Origin of the sequence: Sporosarcina psychrophila, assembly GCF_001590685.1 — a bacterium.
In the GTDB taxonomy this organism is placed as follows: Bacteria; Bacillota; Bacilli; order Bacillales_A; family Planococcaceae; genus Sporosarcina; species Sporosarcina psychrophila.
In genome coordinates this window covers 590,032-614,238 of record NZ_CP014616.1, presented here as the reverse complement: position 1 = coordinate 614,238, position 24,207 = coordinate 590,032, and the positions used below count along the sequence as shown (strand labels likewise).

Annotated in this window: 14 protein-coding genes and 1 pseudogene; 3 read left to right on the top strand and 12 right to left on the bottom strand. The window is 34.7% G+C overall.

Features of this window, described 5'->3' with window-relative positions; translation table 11 throughout:
* Positions 1-164 precede the first annotated feature (164 nt).
* Positions 165-836 (top strand): exosporium glycoprotein BclB-related protein, encoded by a 672-nt coding sequence (locus AZE41_RS02940; protein ID WP_082786471.1) that lies wholly within the window; start codon positions 165-167, stop codon positions 834-836.
* Positions 837-1,391: 555 nt separating this feature from the next.
* On the opposite strand, the gene AZE41_RS02935 is transcribed toward AZE41_RS02940, so the two are convergent.
* On the bottom strand, positions 1,392-3,620 hold the full coding sequence (locus AZE41_RS02935; RefSeq protein WP_156475946.1) for a YcdB/YcdC domain-containing protein: 2,229 nt from the start codon (positions 3,618-3,620) through the stop codon (positions 1,392-1,394).
* A 290-nt stretch (positions 3,621-3,910) separates the two neighbouring features.
* Here AZE41_RS02935 and AZE41_RS02930 point away from each other — a divergent pair, with 290 nt between their 5' ends.
* The gene (locus tag AZE41_RS02930; RefSeq protein WP_067205448.1) at positions 3,911-4,324 is read left to right on the top strand and encodes a hypothetical protein; all 414 of its coding nucleotides are present in this window, start codon (positions 3,911-3,913) and stop codon (positions 4,322-4,324) included.
* Between the two features lie 765 nt (positions 4,325-5,089).
* On the opposite strand, the gene AZE41_RS02925 is transcribed toward AZE41_RS02930, so the two are convergent.
* From AZE41_RS02925 to AZE41_RS02895, 6 genes are all read right to left on the bottom strand, one after another.
* Positions 5,090-5,788, bottom strand: coding sequence for a DUF421 domain-containing protein (locus tag AZE41_RS02925; protein WP_067205445.1), 699 nt, complete (start codon positions 5,786-5,788; stop codon positions 5,090-5,092).
* A gap of 576 nt (positions 5,789-6,364) precedes the next feature.
* Positions 6,365-6,616 (bottom strand): KGG domain-containing protein, encoded by a 252-nt coding sequence (locus AZE41_RS02920; protein WP_067205442.1) that lies wholly within the window; start codon positions 6,614-6,616, stop codon positions 6,365-6,367.
* Positions 6,617-7,062: 446 nt separating this feature from the next.
* Positions 7,063-7,620, bottom strand: coding sequence for an integrase (locus AZE41_RS02915; protein WP_067205439.1), 558 nt, complete (start codon positions 7,618-7,620; stop codon positions 7,063-7,065).
* A 794-nt stretch (positions 7,621-8,414) separates the two neighbouring features.
* Positions 8,415-10,232: an ABC transporter ATP-binding protein gene (locus AZE41_RS02905; protein ID WP_418064639.1), complete on the bottom strand. Its 1,818-nt coding sequence runs from the start codon at positions 10,230-10,232 to the stop codon at positions 8,415-8,417.
* The gene (locus AZE41_RS02900) at positions 10,225-11,967 is read right to left on the bottom strand and encodes an ABC transporter ATP-binding protein (protein ID WP_067205433.1); all 1,743 of its coding nucleotides are present in this window, start codon (positions 11,965-11,967) and stop codon (positions 10,225-10,227) included. Before AZE41_RS02900 ends, AZE41_RS02905 begins: the two co-directional genes overlap by 8 nt.
* Before the next feature lie 12 nt (positions 11,968-11,979).
* Positions 11,980-12,441, bottom strand: a complete 462-nt coding sequence (locus tag AZE41_RS02895; RefSeq protein WP_067205431.1) for a PadR family transcriptional regulator — start codon at positions 12,439-12,441, stop codon at positions 11,980-11,982.
* A gap of 942 nt (positions 12,442-13,383) precedes the next feature.
* Here AZE41_RS02895 and AZE41_RS02890 point away from each other — a divergent pair.
* Complete coding sequence (locus AZE41_RS02890) at positions 13,384-14,814, top strand: hypothetical protein (protein WP_067205428.1); 1,431 nt, start codon at positions 13,384-13,386, stop codon at positions 14,812-14,814.
* Between the two features lie 670 nt (positions 14,815-15,484).
* Here the strand turns inward: AZE41_RS02890 and AZE41_RS02885 are convergent.
* The 5 genes and pseudogenes from AZE41_RS02885 to avs1a all read right to left on the bottom strand — a co-directional run.
* Positions 15,485-15,676, bottom strand: a pseudogene (locus tag AZE41_RS02885) (ATP-binding protein); the annotation flags it as partial.
* On the bottom strand, positions 15,643-15,756 hold the full coding sequence (locus AZE41_RS21995) for a helix-turn-helix domain-containing protein (protein ID WP_418064638.1): 114 nt from the start codon (positions 15,754-15,756) through the stop codon (positions 15,643-15,645). The gene AZE41_RS21995 and the pseudogene AZE41_RS02885, both read right to left, overlap by 34 nt.
* A gap of 513 nt (positions 15,757-16,269) precedes the next feature.
* A complete protein-coding gene (gene avs1c, locus AZE41_RS02880) occupies positions 16,270-16,515 on the bottom strand; it encodes an AVAST type 1 anti-phage system protein Avs1c (protein WP_067205422.1) in 246 nt (81 codons plus the stop codon).
* A 14-nt stretch (positions 16,516-16,529) separates the two neighbouring features.
* Entirely contained in the window at positions 16,530-22,373 is a 5,844-nt protein-coding gene (locus tag AZE41_RS02875; protein ID WP_067205420.1) for a S1 family peptidase, read from the bottom strand.
* Between the two features lie 12 nt (positions 22,374-22,385).
* Entirely contained in the window at positions 22,386-23,597 is a 1,212-nt protein-coding gene (gene avs1a / locus AZE41_RS02870; protein WP_067205417.1) for an AVAST type 1 anti-phage system MBL fold metallo-hydrolase Avs1a, read from the bottom strand.
* Positions 23,598-24,207 lie beyond the last annotated feature (610 nt).

Sequence of the window (24,207 nt, the reverse complement as noted above, 5' to 3'; positions counted from 1 at the left end):
GGTCAGCGGAATTTAGCTAGCTGTAGCGCTTCGAAAGCTACACAGTTGATCCAAATAATCTACATTACGCTAGGATGAGTTAAAAACTATTATTAACGATTAGTTAATTGCCCGTCCGCCCTGCAATTGTTTTGAATAGGATAACAAAGAAAGGAGGTGTTAAAATGAATTCTAATAATTTTAAACTTCATGGATGTAGTGGATGTGGTGGATCTGGTGGATCTGGTGGATCTCGTCACGGAAGTTCTGGTTGCTTCCGTGTCGATACTGGGCACGTCAATTGTAATTTGGGACCATTCAGAGCTATTGATGCAGCTTGTATAATCCCAACAGCCAACACTGGTTCGATTATCCCATTCGCTTCTGGACTAGTACCTGTTGCATTGACTTCTCTCGTAGGTGGATTAGCTGGTATCCCCTTTTTCATTGGATTTGGCACTGCCATTCCGAGCCCTGTCGTTCTTGGCACCACGATAGACTTGACAGGTTTGATAAATGAAGCCTTTTCAGTTCCACGGGCAGGTAGCATAACGGCTATTTCCGCTGCTTACACAATAACTACTGCATTGAGTATTGCAACAACTGCAACTGTCAATGCACAAGTCTATCGCGCACCTGCTGGAAGTAATACCTTCAGTCCAACAGGTATAAGCGTGAATTTAGCCCCAACTCTAACAAATCTCTTGACAGTAGGCACTACACTTAGTGGATCAGCGAGTTTCGCACCCGTACCGGTATCGGTAGGCGATCGATTGCTAATGGTATTCTCAGTATCTGGTGCTCCTTTGGCCGCTACTGTTATAGGTACTGCAAGTGCTGGTATAACTATTTCGTAAACAACTGACCGTAGAAAATAAGGTCAAAAGAAAGAGTACAATTTTTTCTGTAGCCCCTTTCATTTCAACAATGTAAAGGGGTTTTTATTTCCATCAGAATATAAATACACTAAAAATCCGATCCAAAGAGCGATTATGCGACGAAAGTCAAATAGTTTATAGCCTTAATGGATCAAGCAATTGATTTTTACGCTTTCGATAATAGTTGAAGCAAAAAAAACGATCCTACCTTTGCAAATTAAAGGTAGGATCTCTTTTTAATAAGGAATATGATCACGATTGACCTTGTAGCCATCTAAAAAATTGATAGATAAAGGCTTTCTTCCATCGATGTTGGCAAATCAGAATGATAATAGTATTTCCATAGTTAGGGGAGTAACCAATACGATGATTGCTACGATTTTAGTCGGTGATAATCCGTAATCGGTGTTATACATTCATTTAAAACAGGTGTTACCAACTGAAGAAATTGGTAATAGATTAGACAAACTAAACCCCCCCACCGTTTGAGTTCTCATACGGCGGAGGGTTATTAAATAGTTATATCCTTACATTTCAATAATTCAGGCCCCTGCCTTTTTCAGTTATTTCTCGGGCTAGCTTAATAATTGAAACTGCTAACTCGGCATACGTCGCTTCTCGTTCAGGGTTAAAGTGATTTTGGTCAGTCTTTAATAATCCCAGTGATGTTGCCAAAGCTACATAGCCTGTGTATTCTTTTTGCACCTTATTTGCATCAACAATATCAAGTTTATAAATACTGCTTTGCTTAGCTGCTTGCTCAAGACCTAGAGCGCGTATATACCAAGCTGCCAATTCTTCTCTTTTGACGGGTGCATCCATGTCAAAGCTCTGACTGTCTCCTTTAATAATGCCCATTTCAACGGCACGTTCGACCGATTGATAGAGGGGGTGTTTGGCATCTATATTATCAAAAGTCTGATTCGTATTTTCGTTACCTCCATAATCCCTGCCGTAATAAATATAAGTAAGTGAATTCATGATGATTTTTATCGCTTCCCCTTTTGATACAGAGGCATCACCATTAAAGTTTTTAGTATCTTTAATATCTAATATTTTGGCATTAATAAGATAATTAAGTTCCTCTTCTGCCCAAGGATGTGAAATGACGGTTGAATTTCCGCCACCATACAAGCTACCCCATTCTCCCGTCTTAGCATTTAAAAAACTAAGGTCTGCATCATTAAAAACAGGTGAATAGACTAAATCATAGTGATGATTATCTTTGTTGTTCTCTTGTTTCATATAATTAAGTTTTAGGCTTAGTGCCTCTTTCAAGGTAGCAATTGCGTCTTCTTCAGAAATAACTTCATCAATTGATGGCCATTTTTCCATCTCTTGATAATTGACATTAAGGCTGTTTAAAGAACCATCACTGGCTATACTTACACCAATTTGATCCCCTATCACTGTAATCCCATTTACAATTCTCGGGAAAGAAAAGTAATAAGCACCTTGTCTATCTTCAAAGTGTGATTCCTCTATAGGCATAGCATAGTGATGTGCATTAGACGGAGCCCATTCCTTAATATATTTCACTGCTTGAGTGAGGGCTTCCTTCTGAGACAGCGTTTTCTCTTTCTCAGGTTTATCTTCAATCCGTTCTAGCATTCCACTTTTTATATCACTATATTGAATAATCTCGCCCGTATTTTTATCTAATTCCAAATTCGTTCCAGTTCCACCACTCGCATATTCATACATATACTGAATGCTAATAACTGCCTGTCCGTTTTGGTTTTCTATTTCATCGATAGATTGAATATTTAACTTAACCTTATCTGATTTTATGGCAAGTAATTGTTCAGCAATTTTCTTTGCTTCTTCTAAAGTAATTCCATTCTGTTTTGCCGGTAGTGAATCAGCTGTAATTTTTTCGATTTTTGTTTTCCCTGGGAAGTCCGCTGAGTACCCGTCTGTAGTCAACCACTTACCTGATAGTGCGTTAACCCCCTGTAATTTTGTTGTTGGCTGGTAAACAAGCTGAACTTGGCGATCACCCGTTCGATAATCCGTATCAATATGATATTGCAAATCTACGGCAAGATTTTCTTTTACTTTCTTTAAAACTTCATTTTTATCAAGTACTTGTTTTAGATCATCAAAGGTAGACGTTTCCAACTCCACAGGATTTCTGTGAAAACTAACAACTTCACCATTGCCAAGAACAGATACTCCTATTGTTTGATTAGAAATGGATACTTGATTTTCCGTCCGGGCAAAAGAGAATGAGTAACGTATTGGTTCAGTTAATATTTGATTTGGATAATAGTTATAGACATCCGTTTCTAATTGAAAATCATCTCCACCCAGAATATTCTTGATAAAATCAGTGGCTATTTTCTTAGCCTCCTCTTTTGAGACCTTGGCGGGAAATAAAGCTTCTGCTTCATTAGAAGGTTGATAATAAAATTGCTCAATTTCTAAATTCTCTCCAACAAATCCAATATTACCATTTACTTGCTTACCATCAATTGTCTTAAAGAAGGATAGGCCATAACGTAACGTATCATCTTCAGGATAAAAGAAACTATTTTCCACACGAAAATCACTATTCGATAAAAAGTCGAACTGATTGGGAAACAAAGCACGAAACCTCTTAATTAAATCATTTTTCGAAAAAACTGTTTCTGTTGAAGCAACTTGAATTTGTACTTTTTCAGGTTGTCCAATCGTTGTGGTTGAAGCATTGGCAACAGACGCGAACATCCCAAATGTTAAAGCAGAAGAGCTTAATATGACCCCAATTTTTTTAAATTTCACCAAAATTTCCCTCCAAAATTAGTAGTCTATAAATTGTACAATAGATTCAGCGAATTGTGAACAAGAGATTTTTAAATATACTCGTTATGTAGATACTCGTTCCGCCTTATTTCTAATAAAATGGAAAATCACTCTGTACCTATCCTATTGGTAATTGTAGAAAATTCTATTGATGTTATGATTGTGGCAGAGGAAACATACTAATTTCCCTATCAATTTATCACCCTTTTTTCCATTTATAAAAAACCTCTATAATTTTGTAGGTCACAAATGTAGTATCGGAAAGAAAAATGAGGCCATTAAACACTAGATTTAAACGTTTATTACGATTACGTGATTTCGATTTTTTTCAAGTAGTCGTGAGTGATGATAACAAAACCCCCTACTTATTACTTCATGATGAACACCTTCAAACAGCTTCTAGTAAGGGAAATCATGTAGCAATTTATTTAATTCCTAACTGCGAACTATCAGATACTTCCCATCAAGATATATTACGTTTTAACGATGACTTATTAGGCATGAAACACAATTACTTTTATTTCATGAACACTTTATTTGTGGAAGAAGAATTTGTTTTTGATTTCCCTTATGACATGCTCGTGATTCGGAAATATGTGCAAGAAATATTGACGATTTTAAAAAACTATGTACTGCTTCCTATTTTTGAAGAAATTAATTTTAATTATTTTTCGCAAGAATAATAGCAAATACCTACATTTGAACATTCATAACGACACGACAAAACATCGAAGAAAAGACCTTGCATAAGTTTAGTCAACTTATGCAAGGAATGCTTCAATGATGAAATATGATAATTGAACTTCTTTTTTATTATTTTGCGACGAAAGAACTCTAGAAAAAAGTGCAGTTGAAAACAAAATTAATGCTTTTCTGATTTCTGATTTTGAACCATCTAAGACTTTGTTTGAGGATACTTCTAACTTTTATTACGATCTTTTGGCCATGAGCACGTGCGCATTCTCATTAGTTACCGTGCAGATGAAAGATGCATTTGACTTTCCAACGGACAACATGCCTACAGTTAATGAATATGCACAAAAAATATTACCCTATTAAAACTCGCCATCAAGCCTTCTATTATTTAAGAATCCCATTTCAACTATTTGTCGTAGGAATGATCCTTGTCATAGGTGTTCAAAATCTAGAAGTTAGCAAATAGCTAGCATTTCACTGATTCTCTCCTTCCCCCCCCCTTATATTTTAAGAGTTTCAGGTTCTTCTTACATCAGCATTTTCAGGTATTTATTCAATTTATATATCTACTTACACCGGTCTCCATAACAATTGGCATTAAACAGGAATAAAAGATAACATTTTAACGTCAAGCAGATAACTAGATTTCCCCCTTCATGCTATCTAGTTTTTCGTTTTCCGATCTAATCATCAATTTCTTTTAAGATTAATTTGGATGATTTTTCATCTTGGAGTAGATCATGCTTTACTATTTACCTCTTGCTATTACTTGTATCGTCATACGTTTTTATAAAAAAATCTTCTGTTTTTGACCATTCACAGTACAATATACTCTCGAGATTAACATATCCTAAACGTTCCATTTCGGAATAAAGCCACGCTTCCGTTTTACCAATCAAACCCAGAACTTCCCTCTTGATTTGTCCCTCATCAATTAATAGTACGGTCGGTTCTTCTTCTGCGTTTTCAAGGTTAATATCCTGACTAACCACGGTTTTATACTTGGCGTATTGATTAACCGAGATATCTCCTCCTGGCTCGATAAATAAATCGCGTACTTCTCTCAGTGAGAAAATCCCCTGCTTGCGGAGCATCGTTCTCAACTGCTCCATTTCCAATTGATTTTTGTCCATCAATCTTTTATTGATTTGCCCATCATTGATAAGCCTGTCCGCTTCGCCTTTAATAAGTATACGTAGGGGATTTGAAATGGTGACAACTTTTTCAACGACATAAATAGCGATCGCCCAAACGGAGACAGAGAATAAGAACAGCAAGATGGACACCTTTTCATCATATAGACTCTCTTCAAGAATTCCACCGAATACAAGGAGATAAACAACATCATACGGCGTCATTTGAGTGAGTTGTTTTTTTCCTAATAGTCTAATAACAACCAGTAGAGCAACCAAGCCGATAATGAGCTTTGCACCGTTTATTAAATAATCCAACCTAAATACCTCCAAACTTATTCATAACTAACAAAAAAATAGTTAAAGGCGGAGCAGTTCCACATCCAGCTGTTTTCACGTCTTTGATTATGTACTTAAATACCGTCAATTATTCGTTTTTCGCTAGTGCTATTTTCTCTATCTTTACAGTCTGCATCCACCAAAAATATTTTATTTTGATCATTATTATTGTCTTTTACCATATCTTTTCTTTTCTTTAATTTACACTTTCTATATAATCTCAGGGCCTTCTCAAAATCAAAGTTAACAGGATACTATAATAATAATCAGTAAGATTAATCACTAATTGGCGGAAGTTACTATAATAGTATGAAAAAATGAAGCCGCACGATTTGATTAAGTGGCTTTTCAATTGAAATTTTTTAAAAAATGGGCTATCAATAGCAGAGTAAATTACCTTCTTACATAAGTTTTTTCTACGATAGTAGACATAATTAAAAATGCTCTACAAATAAGAACCGCACCCCCATTGTTCGTTGAGTCCAACAATGGGGGTGCAGTTCAATATAGAGCCCTTTTAATACTACTATTTGCTAACATTTTCTTTATATTTAATTAATCATTATTTCTTTGTTTAGCACGAGCCTCGCCGCCTTTACGGCCTGCTTCTTCTTTACTCATTTTACCATCGTCATTGTTGTCATCGCGCTGATTTGCACGCGCTTCTCCACCTTTTTGTCCAATTTCTTCGTAAAACTCTCTTCCATGATTTGCAGAGGTAGCTTCCCCACCTTTACGTCCCGCTTCTTCCACTGTCATGTTGCCATCGTCGTTTTGGTTACGTTTGTTCTGGTTGTTCTTAGCCATTAATAATTCCTCCTCTTTTTTATTAATTTCTTGTACATTCTCTTGTACACTCTTAACCTTCCCCTTCTTCACTATCTAAAACATATATTCTTCAATTTTTTTAGCTATTTTTTTCTATTATAGAAAAACAATAGCTCTGTGCATAGTTTTTCTTCATTAATAAAATCGCTATCTTTTTCAGTTTATCCATCAAATTTATTTAACATATATTCTTTAATGGTCTCGACAGAAGAAAAAATAGATAAAATGGGGGCAGCTGGTTTATCTGCAAATAAAGTAGCTAACGCGGAAGCACAACTAGATACAAGAAAACTGATTATAATCTCTAAGAAACAAATTTATGAAACCTGGATACGTTTTTACGGAAGTGAAGTAACCTTCTACATTGAACAACCCCCATTGAAAAATGACAGCAACTGTCGATTTTCATTGGGGGTTTTAAGTAGTTATGCGATTTGTTCGCCATGCTCAGCCACAAGCTTGTTATAAATGTGTAAATCTTCTTCATATAAACTGGTGTACGTTGCTAAACTATGTGCTTTTACCTTTTCAAATCTAGCCCATTCAACTAAGTTGTATTTCTTGTTTAGATTTTCAGCATTTGTCCAAGCTGTCTCTTCAAATGCGATATTCATTTCATGCTCTTCAATTAGCATAGCAAGCAAATCCATACTATTATAAAGCTCAGAAAGTGGATAACTCCTCTTCATTTCAAAAATTTCAATCGTCCTTGGAAGTGAATCTAACAAAGCTTTTCGATCTACCGCATGACCCAATTCGTGCAATGTAAATATTTTAATATATAATTCGAGTGATATTGGAATCTGTAATTCTTTCCTAGCTTTTTGAACCCTTCTTGGGTCAAAGCCTACAATGTTTCGGATAAAATTATAACTCATATTCACTCCATTATTCTCCTGCCTAATTTCAACCTCTATTTCGACAGCTTCCATGACTGATTGAATCAAGTTTTTAAGCCACTTTTCTCTATTTCTTTCTTTCATTTGTTTCTTCTTTTCTCCTTGTTCTCAAAGTTAGTGAAAGTTTATGTGCATTAATGAAATTGATAGCTAAAATAATAAAACGATGAACTTCTTCCATTTGGAAATTTTTTCATTTAACTCGTGGCACTTTAACCAACCCTATAATAATAGAATAAAATTACTTCAAATTCAAGATTCTGATTCTAAACTAACTTCTTAATTATGGAACAAAAGCAAAAACTATTAGACACCTAAGTCTAGACGGGAAGACGCCGACTTAAACGTTAATCACAATTTTCATTCCCATAAATTTCAGACAACGAGAAGGCGTCCGCATTATTATTGGGAGAACTCCGCATTTTCCCACTTTTATTCAGTTGGAAGCTTTTCTAATCACATCTTGAATTGATTGGAAGGCACGAAGAATATCGGAAATAACATTTAATTTTTTAAGCGTTACACCGAATTCATCCAATGCAGATGCATAAATGTACACACTGTTTCTTAAACCGAGGCTCACTCCCTCCAAAGGCAGCGTATGCGACCCCAAGAGAATCATTTACACCCTTTTTAAGTATGCATTAAAGTTTGTCCTATATATGTTTTAACTTTATCCAATAATAGTGCATTATCTGAATTCCTACATGAATAGGTACCTAAAATTAACACGAGGATTAGAAAAAAAGGCCACTTACCAATTCAGCGAATTGATGAGCGCCCTTTTTATAATGAAACACCAATTGCCCTTTGATACAATAGGGATTCATAGTTTTTATTGTACCCAATCCTCCTAGGGCTCACGCAAGCATTAATATTCAAATCGTAAACTGACTTTCATATAGTTCATGATAGAAGCCTTTCATTGCTAATAGCTCTTCGTGCGTGCCGGATTCAATGAGCTCCCCATGATGGATGACTAAAATTCGATCAGCGCTTTCGATTGTTTTTAAACGGTGAGCAATGACGAAGCTCGTTCGACCTTTCAATAATTGATCTAGCCCCCGTTGGATTTCAATTTCCGTTTTCGTATCAATGCTCGATGTCGCTTCATCCAAAATCAATATATCAGAATCTGCTAAAATTGCTCGAGCAATGGCGAGTAGTTGACGCTGACCTTGACTTAAACTGGAGCCTCCAAACATGATGTGCGTTTCATACTGCCCAGGCAAATGTTTGATAAACCCATGTGCGGAAGCCATTTGGGCCGCGGCAACGACTTCTTCATCCGTTGCTTCTAGACGACCGTAACGAATGTTTTCCATAATCGTCCCTGAAAATAGAAAGGTGTCTTGAAGCACAATGCCAATTTTCTCACGCAACTGGTTAATTTCATAGTCCTGAATATTCCGACCATCAATGTTAATTTCCCCAGAGTCTATATCATAAAACCTCATTAATAGATTGATCATTGTCGTTTTTCCTGAACCAGTCGGACCTACCAATGCAACTTTCTCACCCGCTTTTGCGCGGAAGCTAATATTTTTCAAAACTGGTTTATCATCCTCATACGAAAAGTTTACATTAGAAAATGCAACATCCCCCTTAAAGGAATCAATTGAAATCGTATTCTTTTTATCTTGTAGATCTGATGGCTCATCCATAATTTCAAATACCCGCTCTGCACCAGCAATTGCGGATTGAAAGGTATTTAATAAATTAGATAACTGATTGATGGGTCGGAAAAATTGTCGCGAATACGTAACAAAAGCAGCGATGATCCCGACTGTAGCAAAACCTTCCACCGTCATAAGTGCCCCTACGCCAATAATCAATGCCAGTCCAAGGTTGTTAATGAAGTTATTGATTGGTCCGAGAAATCCCGAAACAGTGTCAGCTGCAGTTGCCGATTGCCGTAGTCTTTCATTGACCACATCAAATTTCTTGAACGTCGTTTCCTCTTGACCGAAAAGTGAAATCACTTCGTTTCCTGAAATGGCTTCTTCGATAAAGCCATTCAACTCGCCTAAATCACGCTGTCTTTTGATAAAATTACTGCTACTATATTTAATAATCTTTTTCGTCGTAAAAATGATCAATGGAATAATGAGTAGCGAGACAATTGCAAGCATCCAATTCAATAGAAACATCGCAATCGCAACACCTGACACCATTAAAATAGATGAAAAAATTTGGATGACACTTTGACTAAGTGCATTGTTTAAGCTTTCAATATCATTCGTCACTCGGCTCATTAAGTCGCCATGCGTACGTTTATCAAAAAAGCGCAACGACAATGTTTGGAACTTATCAAATAGATCTTGACGCAATCTTCGGATCGTTTGAAGCGATACACGAACCATCAGAAAAGTTTGCAACCATGTAAAAATGGATGCGAGAATATATACAGTTGCTAATAAAGTTAAAAGTTTTAATGTACCATTCAAATTCTTCGGAATGATATATTCATCGATAATCACACCGATTAAATAGGGTACGAGTAAACCTAATAAAGTAGATAAAACAACTAAAATAATCGAACTGATGATTGCTACTTTTTGCTTCCTCATATATGTCCATATTCGCTTGATTGTCCCTTTTCTATCCCTTGCCTTAACCACTGGACCGCCAAATCCTCTTGGCCCACGTGCACGTCCCATTACATTTGGGACAGGCTGTACGGAAGTTTTACTCATAGGAAAGACCCCCCCCCCCGCTTTGCGTTTCATAAATTCCGCGATAAACGCTACTTTTCACCAGCAATTCTTCATGTGAACCACTTGCTTCAATTCTTCCATCGTCAATCACAAGAATTTGATCGGCATCGATAATCGAAGACACTTTCGAAGAAATGATGAACTTGGTTGTATTTGGATAGCGCTGCTTTAATACTTGTTGAACCGAAGCTTCTGATAAAGCATCTATTGCAGAAGTGGTGTCATCTAGCACCAAAATTTTAGGTTGACGAATAAAAGCACGGGCCATCGATAGACGTTGTTTTTGACCACCGGACAGATTCGTTGCCCCTTGCGTTAACTTATAAGCAAATTCCCCGTCCAACTTTTCAATAAATTCAGTAGCAACTGCGGAATCAGCCGCTTCTTTCATCTCCACAAGCCTCGCATCTCCTTTACCAAAACGTAAATTCTCTTCAATCGGTCCCGAAAACAACGTTGCTTTTTGTGGGACGAAACCGATTGTCTCTCTTAATCTCTCAAGAGAATATTTCTTACTATTTACGCCATCAATGAGAATCTCTCCCGAATCCGGGTCATAAAGGCGGGGAATCAAATTAACAAGCGTCGATTTTCCACTGCCAGTCGAACCGATGATGCCGATTGTCTCTCCAGCTTTTGCACGAAAAGTAATATTTTTGAGTACATACTCTCCATTTTTACTATAACTAAAATTCACATGCCTAAACTCGATATCACCCCGTGTCTCCGGAAGTGAAGAAGCTATTTCAGATTCCTGAATACTGATTTCAGTATCCAGTACCTGCCCGATTCGATTAGCTGAAGTAAACGACCGCGTAATCTGCATTAATACATGACTACTTGTCATCAATCCGTTCATAATAATGTTTAAGTAATTTATAAATGCTAAAATAACACCCACTTGAAGTGTTCCTTCATTTACCTTGATCGCACCCATCCACATCCCAGCAACTACGCCTAGATTGACAACGAAAAGCATAATGGGCATCAATGTAAGTATCACTTGCTCCGCAGACATATTACGCTTTGTTAGCGTATCATTCACCTTTCGGAACGTTTCTTGTTCATAAACCTGTCGATTAAATGCTTTGATGACCCGAATACCAGCAAAAGTTTCTTGAAGCTTTGTATTTACTTGATCCATTGCTTTTTGTACTTTCACAAACAACTTTCCCGATTGAGAAGAAAAATAATAAATTAATGCCATCAGTATGGGAATAGCTACTACTAATACGGGGAACAATTCACGAGCTGTGAACCACACGATCACAACAGCCCCTATAAACGATAGCGGCCCACGTATAAAAACGCGCAACATCATCATTAATGCCTGCTGAACGGATGTAACATCATTCGTCACAATAGTAATAAGTTTTCCAACACCAAATGAATCGATATTTTCACTAGAAAATTTCTCTGTCTTTTTAAACACATCACGCCGTATATCCGCTGCAAAATTGACAGCTACTTTCGTACTGTAAATTGTACTGCCTGCCCCACCAATTAAACCGATAAAAGCAGTCAATAGCATTAACAATCCCAGCTTTATGACATAAGCATTATCATTATTTGCGATTCCCACGTCAATAATATGCTGCATAATCATTGGTTGTAATAAATCCATTGCTACTTCAACGCACATTAAAAGTGGAGCTAAAATTGCAAAAACAGTATAGGGTTCAACATATTTAAAAAGTTTTTGTAGGGATTTCATTCCTTTTCCCCCTTATTTATTATCTTTCTTTAAAACTTCAGTCATTTCTTCTATAAATGTAATCAGTTTTGCAGATCCTTCTGGATTCCGCCTTACCTGTTTTATAGCTGTTCGTAGCTCAGCTTCCCATATTTCTATCGTATTTTTTAATTGAATGGCTTCTTCAGAACTTTGCCAAACAAAGCGTGCTTTCCACTCGACCCAAAAATCCCCTTCACGCCGATTTGCAAACTCCTCCAAGCGCGCTATTCCATTTTCTTTAATATCATAAGTTTTTTTGTCCGATGTAGACTCAAGGTCTATCATCTCCCGCTCCAATAATTCTTGAAGCGCTGGATAAACCGTACCAGCACTTGCCGAGTAAAATCCTTCTGCTCGATCTTCTAATTCCTTCATGATTCGATAACCATGCATCGACTCTTCCTTAAGTAAATGCAAGATAGCGATTTGTACAAACCCTCTCCGTCTTTTCATCTAAACCCTCTCCTTATTTATATCGATAATTTTAACCGACATATCGATTAAAAACAATAGATAGTATCCGAAAGAAGTTATATTCTTCAAGCTCTTTATTGACCTATATAAACTCTTTAAGATTAATTTCTATTTTCCTTTCATGAAAAAAAAGCATTCTTACCTTACCTTAAGGTAAGAATGCTTTTCAATTTTATATGTGTTCGCAATATGGTCAAAGATGAAAGCTAGACCTTCAATGCAATGATTTCGAAAGGGTATGATTCCCTTCTTATATCTTGCCGCCCATATCAGTCATTCCGTCGCCAATTGGATTCGCGTCAAATGAATCTGCAATAACAGCTTCAGTTGTCAGTATCATTTCCGCAAGAGATACTGTGTTTTGTAGAGTTTAGCTTGTCTCAGAACCGTTCATGCTTAGTTTTTTATAGGTAGTCCATTTCTCGCTATTTCTGAATGTAATATTAAAATTGAATAACGTTAGATCGTTTAGACCATTCACTATCTATGTCATAAAAGTAATGCAATACGTTTGCATAGCACTTTAACGATGCTTTTATAAAAGGTGGAAATTGGATTTACTAGGCATATCTATTAGAATAGACCCCCCTTTTTAGTCTTTGGCTAATCAAGTGTCAGGACTCTTGGAGTGTTTTTCATTTATGACAAGGGTTAATATTTCCATGGAAAATTGTTACTTGACCGTTATACTCTTGTTATTTTCTTTTGTTATTGTAGTTAATAAGCAGAAGGGGCACTGCTAAATTTATTCATTTGAAAAACTTCATAACGGATATTTTAAAAACTGACCCTAATTTTAGGCTCTGGCTTGTGAAGGAGGTAGATGTACATAACATAACGGCTTAATAGAATGAGTGTTATTTCAATTTCTTATTTAGTAGTCGAGATTAAAAAATTCAATTAAAGGGAGTTTGATGATTCTTGGTTAAAGAAACTAATCAAAAAGGGAAAAGCACGAACAAGAAGATTTTGCCGTTTGTAATGTCAACCTCAATGATAACAGCTGCTATTTTCGGAGCAGGTGGCTCGGCTTTAGGAGCTGAAAATGGTGAGGAAACAGCGTTTAAAAATCACGGTGCAGAGGTTTCATCTTTTGCATCAAGCATTCCGGGTTCACCTGAAAAAGGAAAAATGATGCGTACAATTGCAAATCAAAATTTGCAGGAAATCGCACCGAATGAAGATGATGATTCGGATAATCTTACAGATGAAGACGATGCAACTGATCTACCTGTTGTTGAAGACGATGCAACGGATGCACCTGTAATTGAAGACGAAGTAACTGATCTACCTGTCGTTGAAGAGGATGCAACGGATGCACCTGTAGTTGAAGACGATGCAACTGATCTACCTGTTGTTGTAGAGGATGCAGCGGATGCATCTGTAATTGAAGACGAAGTAACTGATCTACCTGTCGTTGAAGAGGATGCAACGGATGCACCTGTAATTGAAGACGAAGTAACTGATCTACCTGTTGTTGAAGACGATGCAACGGATGCACCTGTAATTGAAGACGATGCAACTGATCTACCTGTTGTTGAAGAGGATGCACCTGTAATTGAAGACGAAGTAACTGATCTACCTGTCGTTGAAGAGGATGCAGCGGATGCACCTGTAATTGAAGACGATGCAACTAATCTACCTGTTGTTGAAGAGGAAACTGTCGTTGAAGAGGAACCTTCAGAGGTGTCTACTGATGAAGATGAGTCAACAAATGAAACTGATGAAAAAGAAAAGCCAGCTGACGATAATATCAATGAAGATACCATGTCACCTGACCAATCTACTGATAGTACTATCATAACAGAAGAGCAAATAAATGAATATAGATCAGTCATACAAAATTATGGAAGTTTAATTGATTACTACGATTTCCTAATCCAAGAACATCTTGGTATGATCTTACCAGATGAAGATGGCAATGTAGCGGAAGATGTAGTAGAAACACCTGTTGATGGTGACGTTGCTGCGGAAGAACCTGCTGAAGATGTAGCAGAAGCACCTGTTGATAGTGACAATACTGCGGAAGAAATTGCTGAGGATGTAGCAGAAGCACCTGTTGATAGTGACAATACTGCGGAAGAAATTGCTGAGGATGTAGCAGAAGCACCTGTTGATAGTGACAATACTGCGGAAGAAATTGCTGAGGATGTAGCAGAAACACCTGTTGATGGTGACGCTGCTGCGGAAGAACCCGCTGAAGATGTAGCAGAAACACCTGTTGATAGTGACGATACTGCGAAAGAAACTGCTAAAAAAGCTGTTCAATCAACGGTTTGGGACAACTTAGTCGGTTACTATCAACAAGTTGTTACAGCTTACAATTCTTTATTTAACTCACTAAAAAAATAAAATGACAATTAAAATTATATAAATAATTTATTTAGCGGGAAGTGATATCTTTCCGCGCCTTAACCCTATGATTTACGGTTGATCACATTGAGAATTTAATGATGACAAAACTTTGTGCCCTTGGAAACTCTATTAAGAGTTTTCAAGGGCTTTATGTAGTATAGCTTAGTTATATTTTTCTCACTACCACCAATAAAACTAGTAGCGCTGTAGCAAATTGAATGGAATTCTATAGTTCAATCTAGATAAACTAATTTTAAAAGCATAAAAAATAACCACCTCTCCAATTTTCTGAGAAGTGGTTATTCCTATACTAATTAATTATGAACTAGACAGCTTCACAAAATAGCTTGTGAAGAGAATTACATCATGCCGCCCGTAAGGTGAAAGTGTGTAATATCTTTCACGAGGTGTTCCAAAGGTGCGGTATATCAAGGTTTTAGCTAATCAGAGGTGTAACATCTTTAATGAGAATTAACCGTTTTTCATTTGATTGCGTTAGCAAAATGTTAGCATGTTCTTAGCAACGTATAAAGTGTTTTCTCCACACTCCGCATGTGTAGAGTGTATGTGGCAACATAATGGATGTTGGTGGGTTTGTGCAAAATGGTTATTATCATTCAAAAAGCCTCCAATCAGCTTATGCTGATTGGAGGCTTTTTTGCATGTATCCCCATTCTAAGTAAGATTTGTTTGAAGTAATGATCATAGCCCCTTTTTCATATCGCTTGGAAACGATTTGAAAAAACACATTGGCTGTGACTTCATCGAAGTCAAAGTATCCAATCTCATCCAAAATAATAAGATCCGGTTTACATAAACGCTTCATTAAATAAGAGAGAGTACCTTTTTGAGAAGCCTTCGGATAGTTTTTCTATTAAATCCTGTTTCCCTTGCGATTGCACTAATCGTCCAACCTTTCTGTTTCAATTCTCTTATCATAAAAAAATCCTCCAACAATAACGTCATTCCTACACTTCCAATCTATCTCTATCTGAAATAGATTATCTGTGAAAACTGGGGAATTTTAAACCGTTAATATTGAGGATTTTAACACCGATATTCACACATCTGTATGTAACCAGAAAAATATTCCGCGAAATGTTAAGCTAATGTCGCTTTTTTGTTTACTACAACAATGTGAAGTAATTCATGAAGAGTGAAAACTAAAATAACTATAGCTAATATATTGACAGAACTGAACCATCTTTACAGGTAGATCCAGAAAGTGTTTTTATACCTTCTGTTAAAACATTTGATGATAATGAAAATATACGAGAAGAGCTTATAAATATTTTCATAGAAACTCTTAAAGATAAAAATGAAGATATTTTACAGATGTTATTAAATATTACAAATGAAATTTTTAGTCGGTTTAAGCATAATTAAAAGGCAGCTTGTGAATTATAATCACAGGCTACCTTTTATCTTCATTTAATTAACTTTAAGTATAATTTAAGCTTTATCAAAAATACTATCATGAAAATTCGATACCATGTTTACATGTAATCTTGCTGTTTCATCAACACTAAGAAAATCAATACGATTATTAGGTAATTTCCTTACTTTTAGAAGCCCTTCAGCAAGTCTTGGTACGTTCCCTACAATCGTCTTACCCTCTATAAATTGCTCTGCTGCTAAATGAAAATTCCTCTCAAATTCTTGCCTTGTTTTTGGGGTATCCATCGGTTGAATATTCATCTGCCATCTCCGTTCTATATTTCGAAAATCTCTCTATTATCTCTATCAATGAGCAATAGCCTATCTTCATACTCAACTAACCATATTAGCTTCCAATTTATAGAGTTCAATGTACTTACTTTTTGTTTTGATATAAGAAGACGTGACCCTTCTCGTAACGGTAAACCTCTTTTATTTATTTCCCATTCTCGCCCATCTATCCAGCATTCCCGAATAATATCCTTTGTATTTACTTCCCCTATTAAATTTTCAATTTCTTGATGTATAAAAGCGGGTGTATTCCCCCCCCCTATGAGACCTGAATATGGTTCAATTTTATAAATGGCCGGTCTATACATCTGATTGAAGCTAGAATTAGTTGATTCTTTGTGCGGCATATGTTTTGGAAGAATCGTCTCGGCTATTTCACTTCTTTTAAAAGGACGTTTCTTTAATGCCTCTTTATGAGCAAGGAAACCTGTTATTTCAATATGTTTATATTGCCTTTCCTCAGAAGAATAAACCAACTCGAAATAATGTAAATAATCATATCCATCTTCCCCTGTTAATCTATCAATATCTGTTGAATCAATGGGCATCGTTTCCATAATACTTATTAAACTTGGCTTATGAAATAATCGTAGATTTGCTGATGGGAAATAGGGATTATAAAATCTTAAGATATTTGCAACAGCAGTTATTTTATTTATACTAACTCTATTTGAAAGTATTCTATTTATCTCTGTTAATACAATTTCCTCCATAATGATATTAGATTCTTTTTTTCTGAAACTATTACCAATATAGCCATCAACTCTAACTAATTCTTCAGGGGTAAGAGGTTGTGCTTTTTCAATTATATTATTAATCAATTCATTATAATATATTGAATTCCACACACCTTCTTGTAATAATTCATCAAAAATATACTGGTATGGAGTTAACCATATAGGTAAATTAATTGATTCATCTATAAGTGGTGTGTTAGATACTAACAGTGAAAAACTTTTTTCCAAAGAATTGAAAAATTCATTAACTTCTTCACTTTCATCAGACATAATTTTTATCATCTCTAAAAAACTATATTTAATCATAAAATGGTCTATTTCTAAAATCTTCTTAAAGAACATATCATTTAATATAAAAGTTGAAATTAAACTAGTATTCTCTATACACAAGTTTTGTAAAATCCCTGCACATAATTCAGATGATACTCCTTTTTCCGCATGTAATATATAATTTGCTAAAAAGGGAACATAATAGTTTGGCTCCATTTTAGTTATTCCTAATAATATTTCTGAACATCTATACTTAATATTATTTGAAGGATGATTTAATAACCAGATAAATAACTCCGTCAACTCAATATTATTTGGATTACTCTTATGGCCTAGTTCTATCCAATTGTATTTTCCCTTTATTTCACTTGGAGTTCTAACCATATTTTGAATATGATCCAAGACAACTTGAAATACTTCATCGGATTCCTCAGTGTTTAAACTTTCCCCTGCAAGCGAAATTAGTTTATTCGTTATCAACCAGTCAGCTGCATACACTTCATCAATAATTAATTCATGCATTAATTGAATTAACTCTGAAATACTAGTGATTTTTAAAAGACTCTCAAATGTATCATTAACACTGTTATTAACGTTACCACTCCATAAATTCCAGGCACCGTCTTGAACAATTCTAAGTCCCTCTATAAATGCCTGTTTTGCCAAGTCATAATTTTCTATATCTAGATATTCCTTCGCTCGTTCATAACGAATTTCTTGCTCGATTAAAGCAGCTTGTTTACCAAAGGTACCTGGGAAAAATAAATCATTTCTTTCTTCTTTCTCCTCAAATGATACATCCTCTTTTGGTACATATTGTTCGCTATTCCATCCTTCTGAATGTTCCGTTATGTGTAAGTTGGATTTTTCAATCAAACTTAATAAATGAGTATAATTACTTTTTGATAGCCATTTACTTAAATAAGATAAAAACTCTGACCTGATCTTCTCTGTCATGTCTGAAAGCATTATTTTAAGTAAGCTACTAAATAAAAACTGCAGCTCTCTAGAGCCACTTACTTCTCTTTCATTAAGTAATTCAGCCATAATTTTTGAAAAGCGCCCTAAATACCTATCATCACCAATAATAAATAATTCACAAAAAGCCCATTTTAATAATCCATTTACATTTGAGGTATTTTCAAGAATCTCTAAAATACTACTTTGCTCATCTAATGAACATGCACCAAAAATATAACCTTTTCCTCTATCTGGATAGTCAACTTGTTCAGATTCTACCGATCCAATTATTTCCTCCGATTTTGATAAAGTGGCCTGTTTATAGTATCTAATGGCTTCAGCTACTTTTCCTACAGCACATAAATTACCAATAAAAATTTCTTTTTGCTGGCGTATATGTCTTTGGAAAGTCATTTCTCCAGAAGCAAAATCAAGGTGACCTGCAATTTCTTTCAAAAACATTGGCACTTCACCTGAATGATTCAAATTCATCATAGAGGTTTCGATTATCATAAGCTGATCTTCTTTATACCAAGCAGGTCCCATTGAAGTATTTAACATTTCTTGATAGGAATTTTTTGATCTTTGATCGCTTCCTAAATTAGCATATAACTTGGTAATAACAAGTAGATCTCTTGATCTTTCCCAACGATTTGGAATTCCAAAAGTAATATGTTCCTCTAGCTTCTTAATTAAAGGGAAAACTAATTTCGCTTGTACTCCGAAATTTATAGCCTCGTCAATAATCGCAAACATTGTTTCTCGGTAACCTTCGGAATAGAGTCCTAATTGATCATAACAATGAGTGTCTATGAATTCGAAAAAAGTCGGCAGTTGATTCTGATTATATATAATATAAAAAGATACAATCTCTTTATAAATTAAAGGGTAAAAAGATTCTGGTAAGAAATAGCTTCTATCCCAATTAACCCTTTCCTTTAAAGGTACTACCAATCTTGGTAACAATACTTTTTCAATAGTATTAGAAATATCTACAAGTCTAACTTCTTCATCAACCATGATTGCACGCCATGCTCTTCCCATCATATAACCTGTAAATTCAATTATGCTTGTTAAATAACCTTCCCACTCTAATTTGGCTTTAGATGCTTCCTTTATTTGAGGATAATTTTCATTTTGATCAATCAAACCTCTATATCTCCACAAATCAAAATGTTGATAGAAAGATTCGTAATTAAAATCCACCCCATTTTGCATCTGTGGTGAAAAGACTGATGTAGTTGTCCTTTGTACATGTTCTATCAAGTCTCTAACAATATCTATATTACTAAATTTCATATTCGTTAAAGAAACTAGTATCAATTGCTTATCATCATCCTTACAACCATACTCTTCAAAGACATAATTTATGTCGTGTAAAAGTCCTTCAATCGTTTCTTTATTGTAAGATGATTTATCCCAATACTCGAAGTGTTCCAGGTTTATTAATATTCTGCATAAGATTGCAGCATAGTTTTCATTTAGAGGAAGTCCTCTCTGTTGTAACTCTTGTATTCGAGCATATTCATCTTTCTTCCAAATTAAAAATGCCTTATTATATGCTACAATTTTTTCAATTAGTAATTTGGCTTCCTCAGACTTATTTTGAATTTCATCACGTAAAATCTCATTTAAAAATCGTAACTCTTTAAAAAATTCAAGTGAAGGATTATTAACATCTAAACTTGATTTTATACTTAATGAATTGAAATAAAACTGTACAGCACCATAAGTCAAAGTGCCTCTATCCATTTCATAAATCCAACGTTCTCGAATAACCTTAAATAATTGTTCAGCTTCTTCAAGTGCATTAACGTTATAAAAACTATATAAAAAATAGAGCGCATCTTCGTCACGAACTATTAATATAGATTCACGCATAATATAGCGCATTGCCTCTTGCGGTTTTCCTAGAGAAATTAGTGTATTTGCTAACTCTGTTGCGTACTCAGCAAATATGTTATTATACCTAAATTTAATACGTTGAGATAGTAAAAGTAATCGAATTACCTTGGGAAATTCACCCAAATTCAAGGCAACATGTAGTACTTGTTCTAAATCTTGTAATAACAGGTCAGGATCTACATGCCTATTCGCACAACGGTCAGCCCAACTCTGATCACAATAATTAACTGACTGTATTCGTTTATCATCCTCAGAGTTTATTAAATGGAATAGTATATTGTTAATAGAATAATAATGTTCTACATTTTGTATACAAAAGTCGGCTATAGCTGAATGTATGTTTTGTTCCATTTCAAGTGTTTTCTCTGTAATGAAGTTTGCGAAAGAAGAGTGATAAATTGATACCTTTTCTGCATCATTTAATAGATGTTGTATTTTAGGGAAAATTGAAATAAATACATATCGGGCTTCCTGTGGTAATATTTTTTCTATCGCGTTCTTCTCAATCCCTTGTCTCATTCTCGCAATAGTTGCCAAAATCCAAGTTTCATGAGGTTCTTTTTTAATACTCTGCCAAATCAATTCATAGTAATTCGCAATTTCACCACCAAATTCAGGTATCTGGTTAATCCAATCAATTATTTCAGTACAATTGTTCAATTGTTTTGTATATTCAATTAAATATCTCAGATAAAGAGGATGTCCTTCTGATTTTTCTGCAATAGTGTCTATTACTCCCAACGGTAACTGTAAGTCTGATACTTTATGTAAAATAAAATGGCGACATTGTTCAATAGAAATTGGAACCATTTTTATTGTTCTTGCATCTGTTATTTGCGCTTGAAAATGGGGAGGTAGAATATCCTGATTTTGGCATGCTAAAAAAATTACCAAATTGTTTGGTAACTTTTCTGGTATTAAACTAAAAAACGAGTCCATTTTATTTAAAAGGTGTAACTCATCTATACCATCAACCATTATTACTCCAATACGATCTTCCCTTTCGTATAATTTGGAAATTTCATGTAATAAATTGGTGATATGAGCAACCCATTCATGCAAGAGGCGATCTTTTTTATTTGGTAAACTATGGTGAAGTGCATGATATAATTTAACTTCTAACCATTCCGCAAATACTATTTCAGAGGCACGGTAGGAAATTGGGACTTTATCTAATTTATCTCTAATTATATATTTCCCTAAAACCTTTATTTTTTCCTCATCAGGTACATAAGAAGTCGTAAGCGTAGTTTTTCCAGAACCAGGACTTCCCTTTAAGATTATGAAACCTTGTCGATTTTCTAAAATAAGTTTTTCTAAATCCAATGTTACAGGTGTACTAGGTAACGATTCTAATACCATATCGTTTTTACTTGATTCATCTTCAATGCCTGCATCATGTAGAAATTGCTTTATCTTTTTAATACTTATTGCTCCTAAAGAGCCATCAAGTTCCGCTAACATAATACCTTTAACGACTTCGTTAATAATGATTGGCGAACCAGATAAACCTTCGTAATTTTCAAGTTCTGGCTCTGACATCAGATCTAAATCCCAAGCATTAGCTTCACTATTAAAATGTGACCTTAAAACTTGCCCATTTAATCTGGCACCATTATTCCACTTTCCTACTGAAAATCCATATGTTTCCCAATAATCATCATATCGAATATCAGAACTATCTATTTTTAATCCTAAGATATGATTTAAAGAAGTATTAAGTTCAAGTATTGCTACATCTAAAGAAGAATCAGATGTTATTACTCTTGCTTTAAAAATTATTCCTTTTCCAAAATTATTCGGAAATTCTATTTCAATTTTTTTATTTGAATCTTGTAAATTTTCTTTTACCACATGTTCAGCTGTTAGAAGCAGTCGATCATTTATTAAAAAAGCTGTACCAATATCCCCATTACAACTGACTCTTCCAATTGATTTTTCAATAACACTATTCAAGAACTCACCCCCTTAAATTTTCACTATTTCTTTATACCCTAAATAATGAATTTCATAATTATATTCCTTTTTCCTGTCTTCATTATCCATAAATTCAGATGCTTTAGTTTTATAATTAAAAAACAGCTTCCTTTTCCCATCAATTTTTCGATGGACAATCTGTACTAACGTTATTAAATCCGGATGGCCGTGTCTACTACCGTTTGTAGATACAAAGAAATTTGATGAGTCAATAATCTCAAGTAGCGAAGGACTTGTATTCCCAGAAGAAGCATGGTGGGATATTTTTATTGCATCAAACCATATTACTTCATCTCCAAAAAATAATCGTAATTGTTGCTCAATTAGTGAAGGGTGACTATCTCCAAGAAATAGAATTTTTTTATTGTTGTGTTGTAAGATAAATGAAATTGAGCTACCATTTGTAACACTTGTATCCTCAATAAATTCTGTATTTAAGATATTTTCAAAAGTTAGATTCGGTTTAGAAATATTCCTTTGAAGATTTAAAATACGAAGTTTTTCTCGTGAAACCAAAAATTCAAAAGCATCATCAAAAAAAGTTGATGATGTTATTTTTTCTTTATAACCTAACTTATATAATTCCTTTTCCCAATACTTTTCTAATTTTTCTAATTCCTTATAAGACGGAGATAGTATAGTAATTTTAATATTATCAGTAAGATTAATATAGGGTTGATTTTCAATACATACTGCCTTTTCATCAAAGTGTGAATTCCAAGAATAGCCTCCTATTCTTATTAAACTTGCAAGAGAAGAACCTTGTCTTGCACCAATAGGTTTATCTTGTTTAAGTTCCTCTGTAACTTCATTTGGATATCCACGCGCAACAATTCCCTCCAATAATCGGTTTAATTTACTTTCTTCATTCGATTTAAATTTTTCATAATCTACTTGAAGATGCCTAAAACTATTGTGCCAAATATGGTCTATAGGAATAATATTAGCGGTTTCAGAGTTTTCATTTTCACTCAACAGTTTTAACGCTCCAAATATATGATCTGAATCTATGTGAGTGATAACCATTAATTTTAAACGTTTATCTTGTTCATTTAAATCAATTAGCCGTTGTCTTATATAGTTTTTATAAGTGGCAGCAAAACCAGAATCTATTAGAATATTTATTTGCTGATCGTCTCCACATGAAATTAAAAAACTATCTCCATTTGATGCAGGGAACATTTCTACATAAATGTTAGTCAAGATCCATTCTCCTAACTTTCTTAATTTTAAAGTACAGTCATTAACATCTTATCTTACCTTCCTCTTAGAATACATAAAAATACCATTTAATCACCATTGAATAGGTGTTAATTCTCAACGTTTTATTTAACAAATTTGCAATATAGAGTATTGCAGTATATAGATTTTCAACAATGGAGTAAAAAGATTCTTTTATCCTCTAAGAATCTTAAAATCTTAAGAGTAAGATGATTAATGCTTGAGGCCAATAGCAACCAATTTATATAAACTATCTTTACTAGAAAGGAGGCTACCCCTCAGTGGAGGACAAGCACAATTATCCAAGTATCACCAAATGGTATCAGCAATATCTTGAACAGTGCGAATCCCTTGACATCTCTAATACTATCATCAAATTGTTTATCCACCTACAGGAAAAATAACATGAACAAAGTAATAAAGAAGATGAAAATTCCTGGTTATGAAATAAACACCGTTATTAAGCCAAGAAAGAATCATTCATTGAAGGAAGTTAATGATGTTCAGTTATCACTTAATTTCGAAGAAATGAAATCTACTATCACAGATAAAGAGAAATAGAGTATAAAAAGTTCCCTTCCAGTCAAAGATA